This window comes from Providencia sp. Me31A (assembly GCF_050487165.1).
GTDB lineage: Bacteria > Pseudomonadota > Gammaproteobacteria > Enterobacterales > Enterobacteriaceae > Providencia.
In genome coordinates this window covers 30,935-46,575 of the sequence record NZ_JBKQGZ010000010.1, presented here as the reverse complement: position 1 = coordinate 46,575, position 15,641 = coordinate 30,935, and the positions used below count along the sequence as shown (strand labels likewise).

Genomic DNA, 15,641 nt, shown 5'->3' with positions numbered 1-15,641 from the left:
TTATTGGCAAGGCAGCAGAGCTGACATACCAGAATTAATTTGTTCAGGCAGTTGGATCTTGCATTGTGCTGATCCCCCCCAAGATACCGTTAATGTCTCGCTAGGATTTACTGCCATTAAATATGCCAATCCATTTTCCATTACCATTGCAACGTTAACGCCATCAGCATTAGTCACATCCGCACCAAATGGTGGAACTGAGTTGTTATAACTAATAGTGGCAAAAAGTTTCTCACCTTGTGCAACATCAAATTTTTGATAGCCAATTGCTCCTTCTGTTAAGGTTGAAGTCGCAATCGCTTTATTGGTATCAACATCACCGCTTAACTTATCCACATCAATACGTGTATCGAATCGGTAATAACTAACGATATCCGGTACAACGGAGATCCCAGCCCAGTTAGTTCGGGTTTTCTCTTGGTTAAATGGCACGCCACCAACTCCATTGGTATCAACCATTACCCTCGCAGTATCTAAAGTTGCACTACTATTATGTAGCGCAGCACCATAAGCTGTTGCAGTAAATCCTCCCCGCAATGTGCCGCTTAACGAAGTATTTATCCTCTCTTGGTAGCTGAGATTGGTATTCACTTCAGCCAATTGAGTGCGTTTTTGGTAATAGCCATCAAACTGAACACGATCATCAGGACTTCTTCCTGCTCGTACTCGCCATAAATTATTGAAATCGGTATTGTCACTGTAAGACAACATATGGCTGGTTTTACTACCGCTATTTTGTAAATCGTAGCCAGCCCAGCGGCTATCCCCAACAGGCACAGAAACAGAGAACGACAGGCTATCATCCCGTTGCCCCCGATACTCAGCTCGGTATGCGGCGAGGTTTGCTGAAACACCGTCAATCCCCATCACTCGGAATGTTCGACCAAGAGATAATCCGTATCGGTCTTGAGACGTTTGATCCCAAAACGTTTGGTGTGTATAAGTTAAGAACAATGTTGTCCGCCAGTTTGGATCATCAGCCCAAAAGGTTTTATTTCCCGTAATGGTGTACATTTCTTTTTGACGGCCAAAACCTAAGTACCTATTTTCACGCTCATCTAAGTACTGTGACAAAGTGCGGAATTTATCCTGAGAAAAACGATATCCCGCAAAGGTGATGGTACTGTTCAGTTCATCAAATGATTTTGAATAGCTCAGGCGAAAAGAAGAGCCTGTTTGCGAATTTTCTCCAGGAAGACGGCTCATTGACTGAGTAATATCGACAGATAATGCGCCCAGTATGGATAGATCACGCCCCACACCAGCAGAGGCGGCCATATAGTCTGGACCCGCAAATAGTAGACCACCAATCAATGACCAGTTATTACTCAACCCCCAAGAAAAATCCCCCGTCGTAAACATTGGCCCTTCAACTTTATGATTGAAGCGGGAAGGTTTCCCCATCGCAACGTGATAGCGAACATACCCCGGACGAGTTAAATACGGGATATTGGCTGTATCGACTTGGAAAGTGGAAATATCTCCATCATCACCTTCGACTTTAACGTCTAGTGTTCCGCGAATAGAGCTTTGTAGATCTTGGATACTAAATGGCCCAGCGGGAACCGTTGTTTCATAAACAACACGACCTGCTTGAGTTACCGTGATTTTTGAGTTGCTCTTTGCAATACCGTTAATTTGTGGTGCATAACCCCGCACATTTGGCGGTAACATGCGTTCATCACTGGATAGACTTATACCAGTATAGCGAATAGTATCAAAAACTTGAGAGCTTAAATAAATCTCGCCAAGAGTTAACTTTGCCGCCATGTGAATTAAAGGGCGGTATGCATAGAATTGGTTCCAGTCAAATCGCCTATCATTCTGCTCATCATACCGAGCCTGATAGTCGCCCCTAAATCGCCATGCACCTAAGTTAAACCCCGCCTGCCCATAAGCAGATAACGAGTGTTTATTGGTGTGTTTGATTAATGAACGGGAAACGGAACCTATGAGGTTATAATCAAAAAGTAATCCCGAAACCCCTGTATCCCAACGCTCTGGTGGAACCCAACTGGGGTCAGAATACTTCATCCATGCTTGTGGCATGGTGATATCTAATTTGCCTTCATAGTTATTAATTTTGACGCCCGGTATTGATATAATACTTGAGCATGTGGGCGAAATAACTTGGATATGATTTAGCGCATCTTCTTTAAGCGCAAGCATGTCAACCTGTTCAGGCGTGAGGCAAGCGAGTGTTTTCTCATTATCTTGGGGATCAACGAGATAAGTCACTTTTTGCTGCTGCAAAGACTGTCCATTAATATAGACATCCAATAAATATGTTCCAGGAAATACAAAGTTATCTTTAGAAAATCGAGTTAAATCAATATTACTGCGGTCACCAACATCCAAGACGTCAGTATTAAATTCAACGATATCGTTAGCAGACATATTTGATGAATAGCAAAGTACTGCAATATAGATTGCGAACAGCCGTTTTATATTATTAATTTTACCATTAAAAACAATCATTTTATTTACTCTGTATTCACTCGCCACTTTAGATATTTAAATTTATTTTCTTTTATTTATTATTTAAAAATAATCCATTCTAAATCTAACTACCCCTGAAAAATTACCTGCTTTAATATATTTTTGATAGGCAATTAATGTAGCTGTAAAGTCTAATCTATTGTGACCTTCTAATAAGGTATAATCAGGCATCTTTGTATTAAGTCTCAGTATTTCACCATGAGAATCTTTTAATTGAATTCCGAACCCTGCTGAATCTCCGTTTACTTGTAATAAATGGTCGCCAAAAATAGTGTTGCCCATTATTGTTATTTGTGCTCGAGAGGCACTACCTTTATCTTCCGATGGGAGAGAACAACCAATTAGTTCTATATTAAAACTTTTACTAACGAGTAAATTTTCTTCAGGTGTAATTTCTCTAGCACTAACATTGCCAAAATAAAGCCAGAGTTCTCGACTTTCAGGATCGATTGTACATGACGCTTCAATTAATTCGCCCTGCATTAAAATATCACCTGGTGTGTTATTAACAGCTTCTCCCCAACTAAATAAGGGCCATAACAAACTAGAGCCAAACACTATTTTTATCACTCGCGTTATCATGGTGAATACCGTTTAATTATATTTATAAATTAGTTATTGCGGAGTATTAAATACTCCGCATATTCTTATAGAATCAACAAAAGTTATTGATAATTAATTTCGAAATTAATTGTTGAGTTAAAGCTACCTGGAGTCACTGCATTCGATGCATTATCAGATTTTAAGTAAGCAATGAATGGGATCGCAGATCTACCATTAGTTAAGTTAACAGCAGTAGAAGCTCTCCCCCATACAACGTCTTGATTACCGTTGTCTTTTAAGCCAATACCTGCACCACTAGCAGTCCCTGATGTGAATGCGGCTAAAGATCTATCGCGTGGGTTAACTGTTGAAGGTGTATAAGTCACTGTTGCAGTTTGAGCAACGGTAGTATCACAACCTTGCAGAACGATTTCTTTACTAACGGTACCTGCACGCTCGCCATTTTGCAGATGAGATACAGGGATCTGATAAAAATTAACTTTAACAGGGCTTGATTCTTCACTTAAACCACAAGCAGCGTTAACTAACTCACCTTCAAATACAATTCTACCGTTAGTTGGGTCACCAGTATAAGCGGCCATTGTTGCAAATGAAGCAAGACCAGATGCAAATAAAGCTCCTACTATAAATTTATTCAATTTCATGGTTATTTAATCCTGATTGATATATTTAGTAATAACAGTTGTTCATAACAACTTTATGATAAAAATAATCATTATTTAGTTGTTATGTTAATGATTATTTTTAATAAAGTTATCATCGACACTATTTATATATTCTTATTGTAATCTAGAGTTTTAACTATTCTGTTCCTCTTTAAATAAAACTATCACCACATTTTTTTAGTATCTCCTTCTAAAATAGAATAATAGATTGATTCATTTCTTATCATGCACTGCAATCTTTGATTATCATACTTATCAATTACATGATTAAAAAAATCTCTCCACGATTTATTAAAAATAATTAACATTTTATCCATCATTTCAAATGTTAACTTTGTTTTCCCTGTTTCATATCGAGATACTTGCTGTTGACTAATATTTAATTTTTTCGCAAGATCTTCTCCTGTTAGGTTTTGTTCTTTTCTTATTCTTCTCAAATACTGTCCTATTTCTTTATTTATTCCATTAGAAAAAAAAGTCATGCTATTTAACCTTTATTATATTAAATAATGAGTTATAGACACCTGTTAAATATTGATTAATTATATATCTGGTGATTTATTTTGTATAATCGATAGTGCGAATGGATTTTTATAAAAAAAATTTCAGTTCCTATTAATGTAATGAATTTGTTACAGAAAAAATAAGTAATAAAAAAATATTCCTTAAACAACATAACGTTAATATTTTATATCCCAAAAATAAAAGGCACAGTCATTTACAAATTGACACAATTGATAATATCAACACACAAAAACCACTAATTGAGAGTGTTGATGATTATTATTTAGCCCAAATACAGTAGAGAAATCGGCAATTATTACTCGTTTTTTATGTTTGATTTACTAACTCATAAATTTTTAGGATTTATCCTAATGTCGTGATAAATCAAATTTCAATAAATTCATCATAAATTATACTTTGTTTTAGACGCGAAATTTATGATTATCATAATCATGAAATGTAAACTAAAAATCAAATGGGAAAATTAAGTTTCCCCTTCCCTCCTTATTAACTCTATATTTGATAGGGAGATATGTGTAAAAACCACCTTTTTATGATAAACTTTCTCAAAATATAAAGAGTTAGGTTGATTCAAACTTAACATAAAAATATGCTTAATATTGGATTTTAGTCATGAAAGAAATCAAAAAAATGTCAGATAAAGACTTTGTTGATACGCTAATACAAGAGTGGCTGGAAACCGTACCTTCATTAGATTTAAGTGGTTTACCGATTATCGCCCGCATTGTACGCATGAGTCACTATATCTCACAATTTATTGATACTAATTTGGCTCGTTATAACCTGAATGTCGGTGAATTTGAAGTACTAGCAGCACTCGCTAGAAACCCTGACCGTCAGCTTTCGCCAAAGGAATTGCAAAAGAAAATTCTGATTTCCTCCGGTGGTTTATCTAATCGAATTAATCGATTAGAAGAAAAAAAATTTATTGTCAGGATACCTGATCCCACCGATAGGCGTGGGGTAATTGTAAAAATAACACCTGAAGGACGAAAATTGACACTTGAAGCAGTGGAAACGCACGTAGCGATTGAAAAATCATTAATCCAAGGGTTAGATGCAGAAAATAAAGATCAACTCGCAATGCTGCTGAAAAAGCTCATTCAATCGCAAAAATCCGAGCTTAACGAAAAAATTGATTCCTAAATAAAAAAATACCCTAAAGTTGGAGTAAACTTTAGGGTGTAACTCAATACTGAGCTATCTTTATTTCGAATTAATGACGTTAGTTAGGCTTTTTGCTGGCCTTCTGACTTTAAAACTAACCACAACCCAGCCAAAATCAAACATAGCCCTACTAGCGCTAGCATATTGACGTTTTCATGGGCGACCACAATCGCAAGGAAAAAGGCCACAATAGGCTCAATCAAGCCAAGTGCCACACCTGTAGGTGCACTAATATGTTTCAAAGCTTGAGTGTATAAAAGATAAGCCACACCTGTAGTTAATAAACCAAGGTAAAGGATCACCGCGACACTCACCCAACTAACAGTAGGAGTGCCCGCTAATATCCACGCAATTGGTACTGCAATAAATATAGCAACACTAAACGTATGCTTGGTAATTATTAGAGGAGAAGCAATACTAACCAGTTTTTTGCTCATTAATGTATAAAGTGCATAACAAAACCCCGCACTCAAGCAAATAAGCAAACCCTTTGTATTGATTTGCCAACGACTACTTTGAGATAGAACCATCCATGTCCCCCCCGCCGTTGCACAAAAAGTTCCGAGCCACCAATGTAGTGAAGGTGGTTTTTTTAAAATAACTGCCTGCATTAAACCTGCCCATATAGGAGCACTACCGATAGTGGTTGCCGTACCAATCGCAATCCCTGTCGTTTTGATACCTGCAAAAAACGTTAAGTTATAAAGCCCCATACAAATACCGGCAACCACTATGTGTAGCCAATATGTCGTCGCCACCGTCGATAATTCGCTGACTTGTTGTTTATTGATGTTTGGTAATTGCTGACTGACTCTACGATAAAAAAACAGCACATGAAAAAAGAAACAGGCAACAAGCAATCTGAATGCTCCAATCCAATATGGAGCCGTTGCCCCCTGCACAAAACTTTGAGCAGTACCAGCCGTACCCCATAAGAAAGCAGCACATAAAGCTAAGGTGATACCAACTAAAGATATTTTTTTCATCATCATTGAGTTTTCTAGCACTATTTCAATAAAAATATACCTTCAAGCTAAGATACTTTCATTGAAGATACAAGGGAGCTAGATAATGATTATCTAATAATGCTATTAGTTGATGATTAAAATCAATATTTGTGCATTTTTAAATTGATATAAAAAAACATTAATTAATACTCTTTATATCTTTTCGTGAAGATACTTATAGTGAAGTAATAATAATGAGAGGCAACCATGACTGTTATAATTATTAGTGTAATAGTGTTGGTACTAGCGGGTTATGCAATAGCGAAGAACTATGAAGCAAAAATTGTATTATTTACCGCAGGTATAGTGCTGATGCTCAGCGCAGCAGTATTAGGGATGCCTATTTTAGATATAAAACAAAGTACAGGGAATATTTGGCTTGATCCACTAAAACAAATACAACTCGGTTTTATCAAACAGTTTGGCGGTGCAGGGATCATAATCATGGTTCTGTTTGGTTTTTCTTCTTATATGTCACGCATCGGAGCAAACGATGCCGCCGTGCATTTAGTCGCAAAGCCTATTTCAAAAATTCGTTCTCCTTATATCCTAGTCCCAATCGTTTTTTGGCTAGGTAACTTACTCTCATTAGTGATCCCCAGCGCAGCATCATTAGCCGTTATTTTAATGGCGACCTTATACCCAATATTAAGAGCCGCCAAAATGTCATCCATGACAGCTGCGGGTATTATTGCAACTACTGCGACAATTATGCCAACACCATTAGGAGGGGATAACGTTGTCGCGGCGAGGTTATTAGGCTTTGAGCATGTTGTCGACTATGTCACCTTACACCATGCCGTTATCTCGCTTCCTGTTTTATTATTAATGGGTTTTGTGCATTATTTCTGGCAAAAATATATGGATAAACGCCAAGGTTCTGCTGCATTTACCGAAGTTGATGAAAGTCAACTCGAAGGTAGTAAGGAGCTTCCTCCTGCTTATTATGCCCTCTTTCCCCTTGTTCCTCTTATCCTAATCATTGTATTAGGCCTATGTTTTAGAGAAATCAAAGTTGGGCTGGTTGAAATTACACTGTTCTCTTTTATTCTTGCATTTGTCACTGAACTTATTCGTAAAGGCCATCCGAAAGAACAAATGGTTCAAGCAGGATTATTTTTTAAAGGTATGGGAGAAGGGTTTTCTCAAGTCGTTGTTCTGATTGTCGCTGCGGGTACACTAGTTGCAGGACTGAATGCTATTGGCATCATCGATATGATTTCAGGTGTTGTGAAGGACGTAAATAACGCAGGCGCTGGATTAATGTTTATCTTCTCTGGCTTAACAGCATTAATCACCTTCATTAGCGGTAGTGGTAACGCTGTATTCTATTCTTTCATTGAATTGATCCCATCGATTGCTAATCAAGCCCATGTTGACCCAATTATGGTTGCCCTACCAATGCAATTTACTTCTAACTTAGTTCGAGCAATTTCTCCAGTTTCTGCTGTCGTCATTATTGTCGCATCGGTTATCAAAGTGAGCCCTATTGAAGTAGTAAAAAGAACCTCAGTACCTTTAGCGGTAGGCACGATAGCAACGTTAATTTATGCATATTTTCTGTATGCATAAAATGGGTAATTAAAAGGAAAATCAAAATGACAACAATAGATAATGCCTCATTAGTCGCGTGGCGACGTGAATTTCACCGTTACCCAGAAACGGGCTGGGGAGAGTTTTATACCACTGCAACCTTAATTAAAGTACTTGAAGAAATGGGGCACCATATATTGACGGGAGAGCAGATTATCAATCCTGATTTCATCCGTGGACGCAATCCATCTATTGTTGAAAAAGCCAAGCGCGCGGCCAAAGAACGCGGAGTCAATGATATACTACTTGAAAGGATCGGTGATTATACTGGGTGTGCAGCAATCTTTGACACGGGACGACCTGGACCGACTGTCGCATTTCGTTTTGATATTGATTGCGTCAATGTACAAGAAACCGATACGACAGAACACATCCCAAATCAAGAAGGTTTTAACTCAACTAATCAAGGTTATATGCATGCTTGCGGCCATGATGGTCACATGGCTATCGGTCTTGGTGTGGCAAAATGGCTAATTGAGAATAAAGACTGCCCCCTTAAGGGCGTTATCAAACTCATTTTCCAGCCCGCAGAGGAAGGCGTTCGAGGAGCAAAGCCTATCGCCGAAAGTGGCATTTTAGATGATGTTGATTACTTTGCCTGCGGTCACCTTGGCTGCGATATTCCAAGTGGAGTCATCGTTGCGGCACCTGAACGCTACCTTTCTACCTTAAAAATGGATCTACGTTTTAAAGGTAAAGCCGCTCACGCGGGTATGGAACCTCATGCAGGAAAAAATGCCTTACTTGCTGCCTGTAATGCCACTATTCAGATCTTAAGCCTGCCCACTCACGGTGAAGGAATGACTCGAGCCAATGTCGGAGTATTAAATGCAGGTGAAGGCCGTAATGTGATCCCTTCATACGCACAAATGCAAATTGAAGTGCGGGGTGAAAATGAAAAGATTAATAATTATATGACCGAAGAAGCCTTAAGACGCGCACGCGGTGTTGCTCTGAGCTTTGATGTTGAACTCGAAACCGAGGTCATGGGAGAAGCCGTTGATTTCATTGCTGACGATGAAATGACCGACTATATTACCGAGATAGCTCAAACCATCCCTGCCGTAAAAAAAGTACAACGCACTATGAATTTTAATGGCAGTGATGATGCCACACTGTTAATTAAACGCGTACAAGCTCATGGTGGAAAAGCGGCTTACTTTGTGATTGGCTCAGATATTAAAGCTGGCCACCATCAAGCCAAATTTGATATTGATGAAGAGCAGCTGTTCACTGGTTTTTCAATCTTTACAGGATTACTGCAACGCTTATCTGTATAAAAAAGCAAATCAATATAAACCAATGATAAAACCTTATAACTAATAATATTATAAGGTTTTAAGGAAATATGATGAAAAGGACATTATTAAAGGGAATGCGGACACTCGAAAATGTCCCCTAGTCTAAGAAACATTAAGACAAGGTAAAGTCCAAATGGGTAAAAAATTGCAACTTATACGAAATTAAACTCTATAATAAAAAATAACACTATTAGTCTGAACAAAGGTATCAACCTATGCGTAATGCCTTGGCATTTTTAAGCGTACTGTTTCTGGGATTTAGCTCTATGGCGTATTCAACACAAACAATTGTCTTTGTACGACATGGTGAGAAACCGAATAATATTAGCGGACAATTAACCTGCAAGGGGCTAAATCGTGCGTTAGCACTGCCCGATGTCCTTATTTCTCAGTTTGGCCAACCTGATGCTTTATTTGCCTCAGCACCTAAACAAAATAAGCTAGGGAGCTCATTAAGAGCAGTTCAAACGATTACCCCAACCGCGATAAAAGTATCACTACCGATCCATCTGAATTACCACGCCAAAGAAACTAAAGGGCTACAAAAGGCACTATTGAGTAAACAATACGAAAACTCAGTGATTTTTATCGCATGGGAGCATGACAACTTAGTCAAAGCTGCTAAAGGTATAATGAAAAGCGAAGGCGGGAACCCTGACGAGATCCCAAAATGGCAAGGCTCCGATTTTGATAGTATCTACGTACTGCGAATTAACCGCGATAATGGTTCAAAAATGATCACCTTTGAGCACACGCAACAGGGTTTAAATAGTGTATCTGAGATATGCCCTAACTAGCGTTAGCTGAGTTTCATATTACGGGATAAGATTATTACTGATTTTATTAGATATCTTGTATTTTATGAATAATTTGAGACTTAACACACGCCAAGATGGTGCGAAGGCCGGACTCGTGCTTTACAGATAATGCATTGTTTTTATTCAGTATAAATTTACAGATAATTTTTTGTATACTTAAATGTATACTCAGTAGTTTGGGGTTTGAAAACTAAATTAATTAGCATCACTCCCTCTCTTATATAAGCTTCTGCCATAATACCATTTTATCCTTCTTGTTGGACATTATTAAAATACTAACACCCTATCTCTTATCTATTGTAATCCTTAGTAATTGTTAAAAATAACTTGTCAATGCCTTAACACTGCTCAACAATAACATTTAACTTAAGTGCAATTACGTTTAAGGACAGACATGGCTATAGGCTATTTTTTACGTGTTGGTGATAAAACAACTTGCGGTAGTCAGATTCTGACGGGTGATAATACTTTTATATTTCATGGAAGATCGGCTGCACGTCAGGGCGATCTAGTTACCTGTGGAAAGCATTCTGGGACATACAACATACTTGGTGGCGTTAGCAATGTATGGGGTAATGGCAGAATGATGGCGGGAACACTAGATAGCTTTAGCTCCTGTCCATGCAAAGCAAGACTGATAAACTCGATCACTGATTGCTACAGCAAAGAAGATGAACCGATGTCTCGCGCATATAACCCTGTAGCTACCCAGGCTCCTATTCAGCAAACAATTAGCCAACCAAGTAATCATTATGCTCCTCCTATTATTGCCAATAACAGCAACAAAATTAAAATTGATGCGCAACACCTAATTGATTGTGCTGATGAGCTTTGTGAAAAACACCTCTATTATCCAGACATAAAGAATGCATTCCAAAGTCAAGTAGAAGCTTTTGCTTATCTTATTGTTGATCAAGTTGAATCTGGCCAAAAAAGTTATGAACAAGGTTCTGCCGAGTTAAAGCAGGAAGAGAAAAGCTTACTGGAACAATCACTAAACTGGTTAACTAATGGTCTTTCAATTTTTGGTGGTGCAGGCATGGTGTGGGCTGGTGGTGCATTATGTGGAACAGGGCTTGGCTGTATTATCGGAGCTCCTTTAATTGCACATGGCGCTAATGGTATTTACGAGGGTATAGAAGGTTTAGTAGAAGGACGAGACGATATCGATGGCCCACTAAGAGATACATTATTCAATTGGAGTATACTCGTTTCAGCTGTGATCATTTTATTATTTTATTTAAAAATGATATGGGCATTAGAGTCTTTAGGACGGCGTTAATATAGGGTAGAGCCTTAGTCTCTACCCACATTATACCCACCCTAAGCACTCAATGGAGCTTCATTTGTTAATATACTCATACATCTTTTCAGTCATCACCCACAGCGCCTTATTCAATTTAATATCCCCATCAATACCGTTCACTGAACGCGTGCGAGCGCGTTTACCTTTCGCATTTCTGCCTGATAATCCCCCTTTAATTAAATTTTCTTGCAAACGTTGGTACACCGTCCAAAGATCGTCCTTCTTATCTTCTACACGGCGTGGCTGTAATACTTGCGCTTCGGTCACAGGTTGATGCGCTTCACCATAACGATATGTGAGAGCAGATTGAGCAAAGATGTGTTGGGCTGGTGGCGGTAATATCAAGCTTTGCATTTCTTCGCGTTTATCTGCGATGGCATCGAAGGTGCCTAATACTTCATAAGCCCCTTCAATGACTTTATTTACCACATCGCCCTTGTGCGGTACTCTGACCTCACCAAACGTGTCACCGCAAACGAGGCCATTCTGACAAACGAATCGGAACATCCCCGGTAACATCTGATAACTCGATGAGCCATCATGGCTATTGAGTAAGATGATTTCAGGCACTAGGCTGCCCGTAATTTGGTCATGACGTCTGAGGCGTAACAGATGCTTAGTATGATCACGACGGCTGTCATCTCGTACACGAGTTTGACAGGCAAAGAACGGCTGAAAACCTTCTTTCTGTAAACTTTCTAATAACGTAATCGTAGGGATATAGGCATATCGTTCACTGCGGGATCCGTGTTTGTTTTCACCAAAAACACTGGGTACTGTGCGAAATAACTCTTCGGTAGTTAGCGGGCGGTCACGACGAATAGAGCAAGCATTGCCAAAACGGGAAGCTAAACGAGACATAGGGGTTCTCCTCAATAATTAAACTGATAAATAATTCGATAAATGGATTAAATGAAGATTGCTGGTGGGAGAAAGATAAAACCGTGACTGATAAATCAGTCTATAAGGCGAAAGATTTGTGCTTGCTCGGGATGTTGCATTGCATAGTCACGAAGTTGGTAAAAATACTCTACCAGCACAGAACTCTCGGTTTTAAACGACCAGATGCTATACACCATTAGACAAACTGCGATACCGGCTGCTTCAGGGCTTAACTCAGCTTCATTTCCGTTATGCGGGTTAAACATTTGCAGGGAGGTTTCGAGCATATCAGGCCAGATAAATGCGCCGCCATTAGACAGCATACTGAACTCCCAGAAAGCACCTTGATAGACCTCACACATCTTATCCATCAGATTAAAGATATCGCCTTCAATACGTTGCCAGTCTGGCACAGTACCAAAGTAAAAACGCCAGAAGGTACTACGACCACGGGAATTGACGAGGTTGGTTTTGATAACCGTTGATTCTTGCTCTTGTAAGGTAAACATAGTAGAACTCCAATTTAGTCGATATTGATAGACAGTAATAAACAAAAAAGCCCTACACCTTGCGGTGCAGAGCTTTCTCGAAATGATAGGTATATTGAGTATCATTTTTAGTGACGCATTCTGATGATTGATTCACTAAAATAATATAGATATAAAAATAAATGTAAGTTAATTAATGGGTTAGTCTGATGATGCTTTTATAATGAATCAGATAATACGAAGGCGTAAATAAGGACGTGGTTAATCGATTAGATGGAAAATGGCGGAACGTTCTGGGTGTTGCGCCGCATAATCACGCAATTGATAAAAGCGATCGACGAGGATGTCACTTTCCGTTTGAAATGACCATAAACTGTACATCATCAAACACACAGCAATGCCTGCCGCTTCACAGCTAACGTTCGCCTCATTGCCGTTATGCTGATTGAATAGCGTAAGCTCCTCTTGATTCAAATCGGGATAAATAAAAGCGCCGCCATTAGATAAAGTGCAATATTCCCAATACCCGCCGTGGTAGTCCTCACAAAACTGGCCCATGGTAGTAAAAATCACCACTTCAAAGGTTGAAAAGCCTTTAACGTTGCCAAAATGAGTTTGCCAAAAATGCGTGCGCTGGCGGTTGGAAGCGGGTGTTGAGATGATGGGTTTAAGTGTCATAAAAAAGCCCTTTTGTGGATGTTACGAAATAAAAAAGGCAGACCGATTGGTCTGCCGTTATGTTGAATCTACATTGAAATAGTTGAGTTTTAGTGGTCACTAAATAGCCCGTTGAGTAGTCGTTCAATGGCTCCCCCCAATAAGGTTGTGCAAGCAAGCGTCGCCCCAAGTCGAGCCGCTTGAATTTCCGTGTCGGAATACTTGCCTTCAAGCGCAAGTTGTTCATTGACCGTCTTCTGGGCGTAGTAGGTGATAGACACCAGTGTCACAACACTCACAGAGGTGGCGATAAGTTTAAAAATGGACATAGATTACCTTTTAGTCAGGCGTTCATTGAATATGAACGCCGAATAGTGTGTGAAAACTCAGTATTGATATCGGGCGATATCCGGTTTTTGAAAGGATTGTGTTTGGTAGTAAAATAACGCTTTTGCTATTCCGTTGATAATTTGAGGGGTTTCAAGTTTACCTTGATACGCCCATGCGACGGCATCTGTTCTTGCTAAACGGCTCAATGTTTTTTCCATCATAGGGGTAAAATCCTCCTGCCCTTGTTTATCCTCTAGGTTATACAGAACATGCGTTAGAACAGGCTTTTCAGGGTTAACGAGGCTCCAAATAAAAACTTGGGTGATTGACCAGTCGTGTGCATTTTGTTGTGCACGTTTTAGGTCTGTGATGTATTGCTCCGTGATTTGAATGGCTTCATTTTGCTGGTGTCTAAATTGTGTTAACGCATTGGCATTGTGTTGCTGAAGCTCAGAGACCTTTTTCCGGAGCATTGCCTCGACATTTTCCGTTTGGTTTAACCACGGTAATAAATACAGGCCAACATCAGGGGCGTGGTCATTCAATGTCTCCGTTAACGTATTCCACGCTTTAAGCTGGCGCTCGGCTTCCTCTGACGGAGTATAACCGGCATTAAATGCAATCGGTGTCGTCATTGCATAGGGCTGGTCAACATTGCCTTTGAGCAATGACCAGTCATGTTGGGACAGTGTTGTGATGAGCTGTAAAACCTGTGTAAGTCTCTGCTCCTCAAGGGTTGAATCTGTTTTCGGTGTTTCCGCATTGGCAAAGCGCGGTATGAATTTAGTCATACCGTCTATTGCCGTTTGATACCAGTTATTTAAATCGTGGTTAATGGCGTTTTGTAATGCCCCTTTAGCTAACTGACACTTATAGACCACCAAGGGCCTTTCTTGTTCATCCGTTAAGGTTTCCCATGTTGGCGAAACACAATCTTTACGATGGTTGAGTACCCCACCGAGTGTGACACTGCGGTCGTAATCATAAATCAATCCTTGAACACGCAAAATGTCTTGGGAAACAGTCTTAGCAGTCGTTGAGGTTGCATCATCACATCCCAGCAAGAGTGCGCTGCTGATGCAGACGGTATAAAAAATAGTTTTCATCTTAATACCTTATAATTTAACGAGTGATTGAATATATTGGTAATGGGGCAAGGCTTGAATAAACGCCTCTTCACATAACCGTTGGTTGAGGTCTTCACGATAACGAAAGCCCCGCGCCGTCATGACCACATCTTGCAGTGCCATCACATCAAAGACATGAATGTGCTCCGCGATATCGGCGGCGAGATACCAATGACCGTGGTAATAAATCAACTTATACGGGGCAACGTTCGTGATGTTTTTTCCTTGGTGGGCAAATTGCAGTAAACGCCGTTTCACAATAGCTTGTGTGAGGACATAAAATCCCCCAAACAGCGAAGGCCGCTGCTTAGGTGGTGTATGGTAGACAATGAACGGTGAATCAATCGTCGGGTCGAGCAGAACCGTCAGCAGCTTCCTGTCTAAAGCCGGAAACAGTGAGGTGACATGCGTAATGGCGGCAAAGCGCAATATGTCCTTATCGGTACGAAAGGGACGCTGTGATGCTGCCAATCGATAGCCACCTTGGTGATATTCCAAGTCCAGATATTGAAGGCGCTCATTAAAGTCACGCCGTAGGGTACGAGTCGAGACATTGAGCTCTTCTGACAGCTCGGATAAATAAACGGTTTCTCCTCGAAATAATTGACTGATAATAAACGCCAACCGAGACGCAAGCCGGTCATGGCGAGACACAGATGTCGACATGATGTTGTCCTTATTAAAATAGCTCCGGCAAGCGGATAAAATGGGA

Annotated in this window: 16 protein-coding genes; 5 read left to right on the top strand and 11 right to left on the bottom strand. The window is 39.7% G+C overall.

Annotated elements, in window-relative coordinates; all coding sequences use genetic code 11:
* The 4 genes from ACLPIE_RS09740 to ACLPIE_RS09725 all read right to left on the bottom strand — a co-directional run bounded on the left by ACLPIE_RS09740 (position 1) and on the right by ACLPIE_RS09725 (position 4,210).
* Positions 1-2,478 carry a fimbria/pilus outer membrane usher protein gene (locus tag ACLPIE_RS09740; protein WP_430261435.1) on the bottom strand — a complete coding sequence of 826 codons (2,478 nt, stop codon included), beginning with the start codon at positions 2,476-2,478 and terminating at the stop codon, positions 1-3.
* A gap of 63 nt (positions 2,479-2,541) precedes the next feature.
* Complete coding sequence (locus ACLPIE_RS09735) at positions 2,542-3,081, bottom strand: fimbrial protein (protein WP_430261434.1); 540 nt, start codon at positions 3,079-3,081, stop codon at positions 2,542-2,544.
* Positions 3,082-3,164: 83 nt separating this feature from the next.
* Entirely contained in the window at positions 3,165-3,707 is a 543-nt protein-coding gene (locus ACLPIE_RS09730; RefSeq protein ID WP_430261433.1) for a fimbrial protein, read from the bottom strand.
* A gap of 185 nt (positions 3,708-3,892) precedes the next feature.
* Entirely contained in the window at positions 3,893-4,210 is a 318-nt protein-coding gene (locus ACLPIE_RS09725; protein WP_430261432.1) for a helix-turn-helix domain-containing protein, read from the bottom strand.
* A 655-nt stretch (positions 4,211-4,865) separates the two neighbouring features.
* Between ACLPIE_RS09725 and ACLPIE_RS09720 the strand changes: the two genes are divergently transcribed.
* The gene (locus ACLPIE_RS09720) at positions 4,866-5,399 is read left to right on the top strand and encodes a MarR family winged helix-turn-helix transcriptional regulator (protein ID WP_430261431.1); all 534 of its coding nucleotides are present in this window, start codon (positions 4,866-4,868) and stop codon (positions 5,397-5,399) included.
* Positions 5,400-5,482: 83 nt separating this feature from the next.
* On the opposite strand, the gene ACLPIE_RS09715 is transcribed toward ACLPIE_RS09720, so the two are convergent.
* Positions 5,483-6,412 (bottom strand): DMT family transporter, encoded by a 930-nt coding sequence (locus ACLPIE_RS09715; RefSeq protein ID WP_430261430.1) that lies wholly within the window; start codon positions 6,410-6,412, stop codon positions 5,483-5,485.
* A 222-nt stretch (positions 6,413-6,634) separates the two neighbouring features.
* Between ACLPIE_RS09715 and dcuC the strand changes: the two genes are divergently transcribed.
* The 4 genes from dcuC to ACLPIE_RS09695 all read left to right on the top strand — a co-directional run bounded on the left by dcuC (position 6,635) and on the right by ACLPIE_RS09695 (position 11,421).
* A complete protein-coding gene (gene dcuC, locus ACLPIE_RS09710) occupies positions 6,635-7,999 on the top strand; it encodes a C4-dicarboxylate transporter DcuC (RefSeq protein WP_430261429.1) in 1,365 nt (454 codons plus the stop codon).
* Between the two features lie 26 nt (positions 8,000-8,025).
* Complete coding sequence (locus ACLPIE_RS09705; protein WP_430261428.1) at positions 8,026-9,300, top strand: amidohydrolase; 1,275 nt, start codon at positions 8,026-8,028, stop codon at positions 9,298-9,300.
* Between the two features lie 236 nt (positions 9,301-9,536).
* Positions 9,537-10,118, top strand: coding sequence for a histidine phosphatase family protein (locus ACLPIE_RS09700; RefSeq protein ID WP_430261427.1), 582 nt, complete (start codon positions 9,537-9,539; stop codon positions 10,116-10,118).
* Between the two features lie 415 nt (positions 10,119-10,533).
* Positions 10,534-11,421, top strand: a complete 888-nt coding sequence (locus ACLPIE_RS09695) for a PAAR domain-containing protein (RefSeq protein WP_181468792.1) — start codon at positions 10,534-10,536, stop codon at positions 11,419-11,421.
* Between the two features lie 60 nt (positions 11,422-11,481).
* Here the strand turns inward: ACLPIE_RS09695 and ACLPIE_RS09690 are convergent, their stop codons facing one another.
* The 6 genes from ACLPIE_RS09690 to ACLPIE_RS09665 all read right to left on the bottom strand — a co-directional run bounded on the left by ACLPIE_RS09690 (position 11,482) and on the right by ACLPIE_RS09665 (position 15,595).
* Positions 11,482-12,306 (bottom strand): DUF932 domain-containing protein, encoded by an 825-nt coding sequence (locus ACLPIE_RS09690; protein ID WP_430247798.1) that lies wholly within the window; start codon positions 12,304-12,306, stop codon positions 11,482-11,484.
* Positions 12,307-12,401: 95 nt separating this feature from the next.
* The gene (locus ACLPIE_RS09685) at positions 12,402-12,836 is read right to left on the bottom strand and encodes an antirestriction protein (protein WP_272685975.1); all 435 of its coding nucleotides are present in this window, start codon (positions 12,834-12,836) and stop codon (positions 12,402-12,404) included.
* A gap of 240 nt (positions 12,837-13,076) precedes the next feature.
* Positions 13,077-13,493, bottom strand: a complete 417-nt coding sequence (locus ACLPIE_RS09680) for an antirestriction protein (protein WP_071547776.1) — start codon at positions 13,491-13,493, stop codon at positions 13,077-13,079.
* Between the two features lie 89 nt (positions 13,494-13,582).
* Positions 13,583-13,801 (bottom strand): hypothetical protein, encoded by a 219-nt coding sequence (locus tag ACLPIE_RS09675; RefSeq protein ID WP_109912629.1) that lies wholly within the window; start codon positions 13,799-13,801, stop codon positions 13,583-13,585.
* A 57-nt stretch (positions 13,802-13,858) separates the two neighbouring features.
* Positions 13,859-14,908, bottom strand: a complete 1,050-nt coding sequence (locus tag ACLPIE_RS09670; RefSeq protein ID WP_071547778.1) for a hypothetical protein — start codon at positions 14,906-14,908, stop codon at positions 13,859-13,861.
* Positions 14,909-14,917: 9 nt separating this feature from the next.
* The gene (locus ACLPIE_RS09665; protein ID WP_272685977.1) at positions 14,918-15,595 is read right to left on the bottom strand and encodes a helix-turn-helix transcriptional regulator; all 678 of its coding nucleotides are present in this window, start codon (positions 15,593-15,595) and stop codon (positions 14,918-14,920) included.
* Positions 15,596-15,641: the final 46 nt, after the last annotated feature.

Coding starts and splice junctions, on each gene's coding strand:
- ACLPIE_RS09690 (WP_430247798.1), bottom strand. CDS start 12,306: ATGTCTCGTTTAGCTTCCCGTTTTGGCAATGCTTGCTCTATTCGTCGT.
- ACLPIE_RS09705 (WP_430261428.1), top strand. CDS start 8,026: ATGACAACAATAGATAATGCCTCATTAGTCGCGTGGCGACGTGAATTT.
- ACLPIE_RS09665 (WP_272685977.1), bottom strand. CDS start 15,595: ATGTCGACATCTGTGTCTCGCCATGACCGGCTTGCGTCTCGGTTGGCG.
- ACLPIE_RS09735 (WP_430261434.1), bottom strand. CDS start 3,081: ATGATAACGCGAGTGATAAAAATAGTGTTTGGCTCTAGTTTGTTATGG.
- ACLPIE_RS09740 (WP_430261435.1), bottom strand. CDS start 2,478: ATGATTGTTTTTAATGGTAAAATTAATAATATAAAACGGCTGTTCGCA.
- ACLPIE_RS09715 (WP_430261430.1), bottom strand. CDS start 6,412: ATGATGATGAAAAAAATATCTTTAGTTGGTATCACCTTAGCTTTATGT.
- ACLPIE_RS09730 (WP_430261433.1), bottom strand. CDS start 3,707: ATGAAATTGAATAAATTTATAGTAGGAGCTTTATTTGCATCTGGTCTT.
- ACLPIE_RS09725 (WP_430261432.1), bottom strand. CDS start 4,210: ATGACTTTTTTTTCTAATGGAATAAATAAAGAAATAGGACAGTATTTG.
- ACLPIE_RS09675 (WP_109912629.1), bottom strand. CDS start 13,801: ATGTCCATTTTTAAACTTATCGCCACCTCTGTGAGTGTTGTGACACTG.
- ACLPIE_RS09685 (WP_272685975.1), bottom strand. CDS start 12,836: ATGTTTACCTTACAAGAGCAAGAATCAACGGTTATCAAAACCAACCTC.
- dcuC (WP_430261429.1), top strand. CDS start 6,635: ATGACTGTTATAATTATTAGTGTAATAGTGTTGGTACTAGCGGGTTAT.
- ACLPIE_RS09700 (WP_430261427.1), top strand. CDS start 9,537: ATGCGTAATGCCTTGGCATTTTTAAGCGTACTGTTTCTGGGATTTAGC.
- ACLPIE_RS09680 (WP_071547776.1), bottom strand. CDS start 13,493: ATGACACTTAAACCCATCATCTCAACACCCGCTTCCAACCGCCAGCGC.
- ACLPIE_RS09670 (WP_071547778.1), bottom strand. CDS start 14,908: ATGAAAACTATTTTTTATACCGTCTGCATCAGCAGCGCACTCTTGCTG.
- ACLPIE_RS09720 (WP_430261431.1), top strand. CDS start 4,866: ATGAAAGAAATCAAAAAAATGTCAGATAAAGACTTTGTTGATACGCTA.
- ACLPIE_RS09695 (WP_181468792.1), top strand. CDS start 10,534: ATGGCTATAGGCTATTTTTTACGTGTTGGTGATAAAACAACTTGCGGT.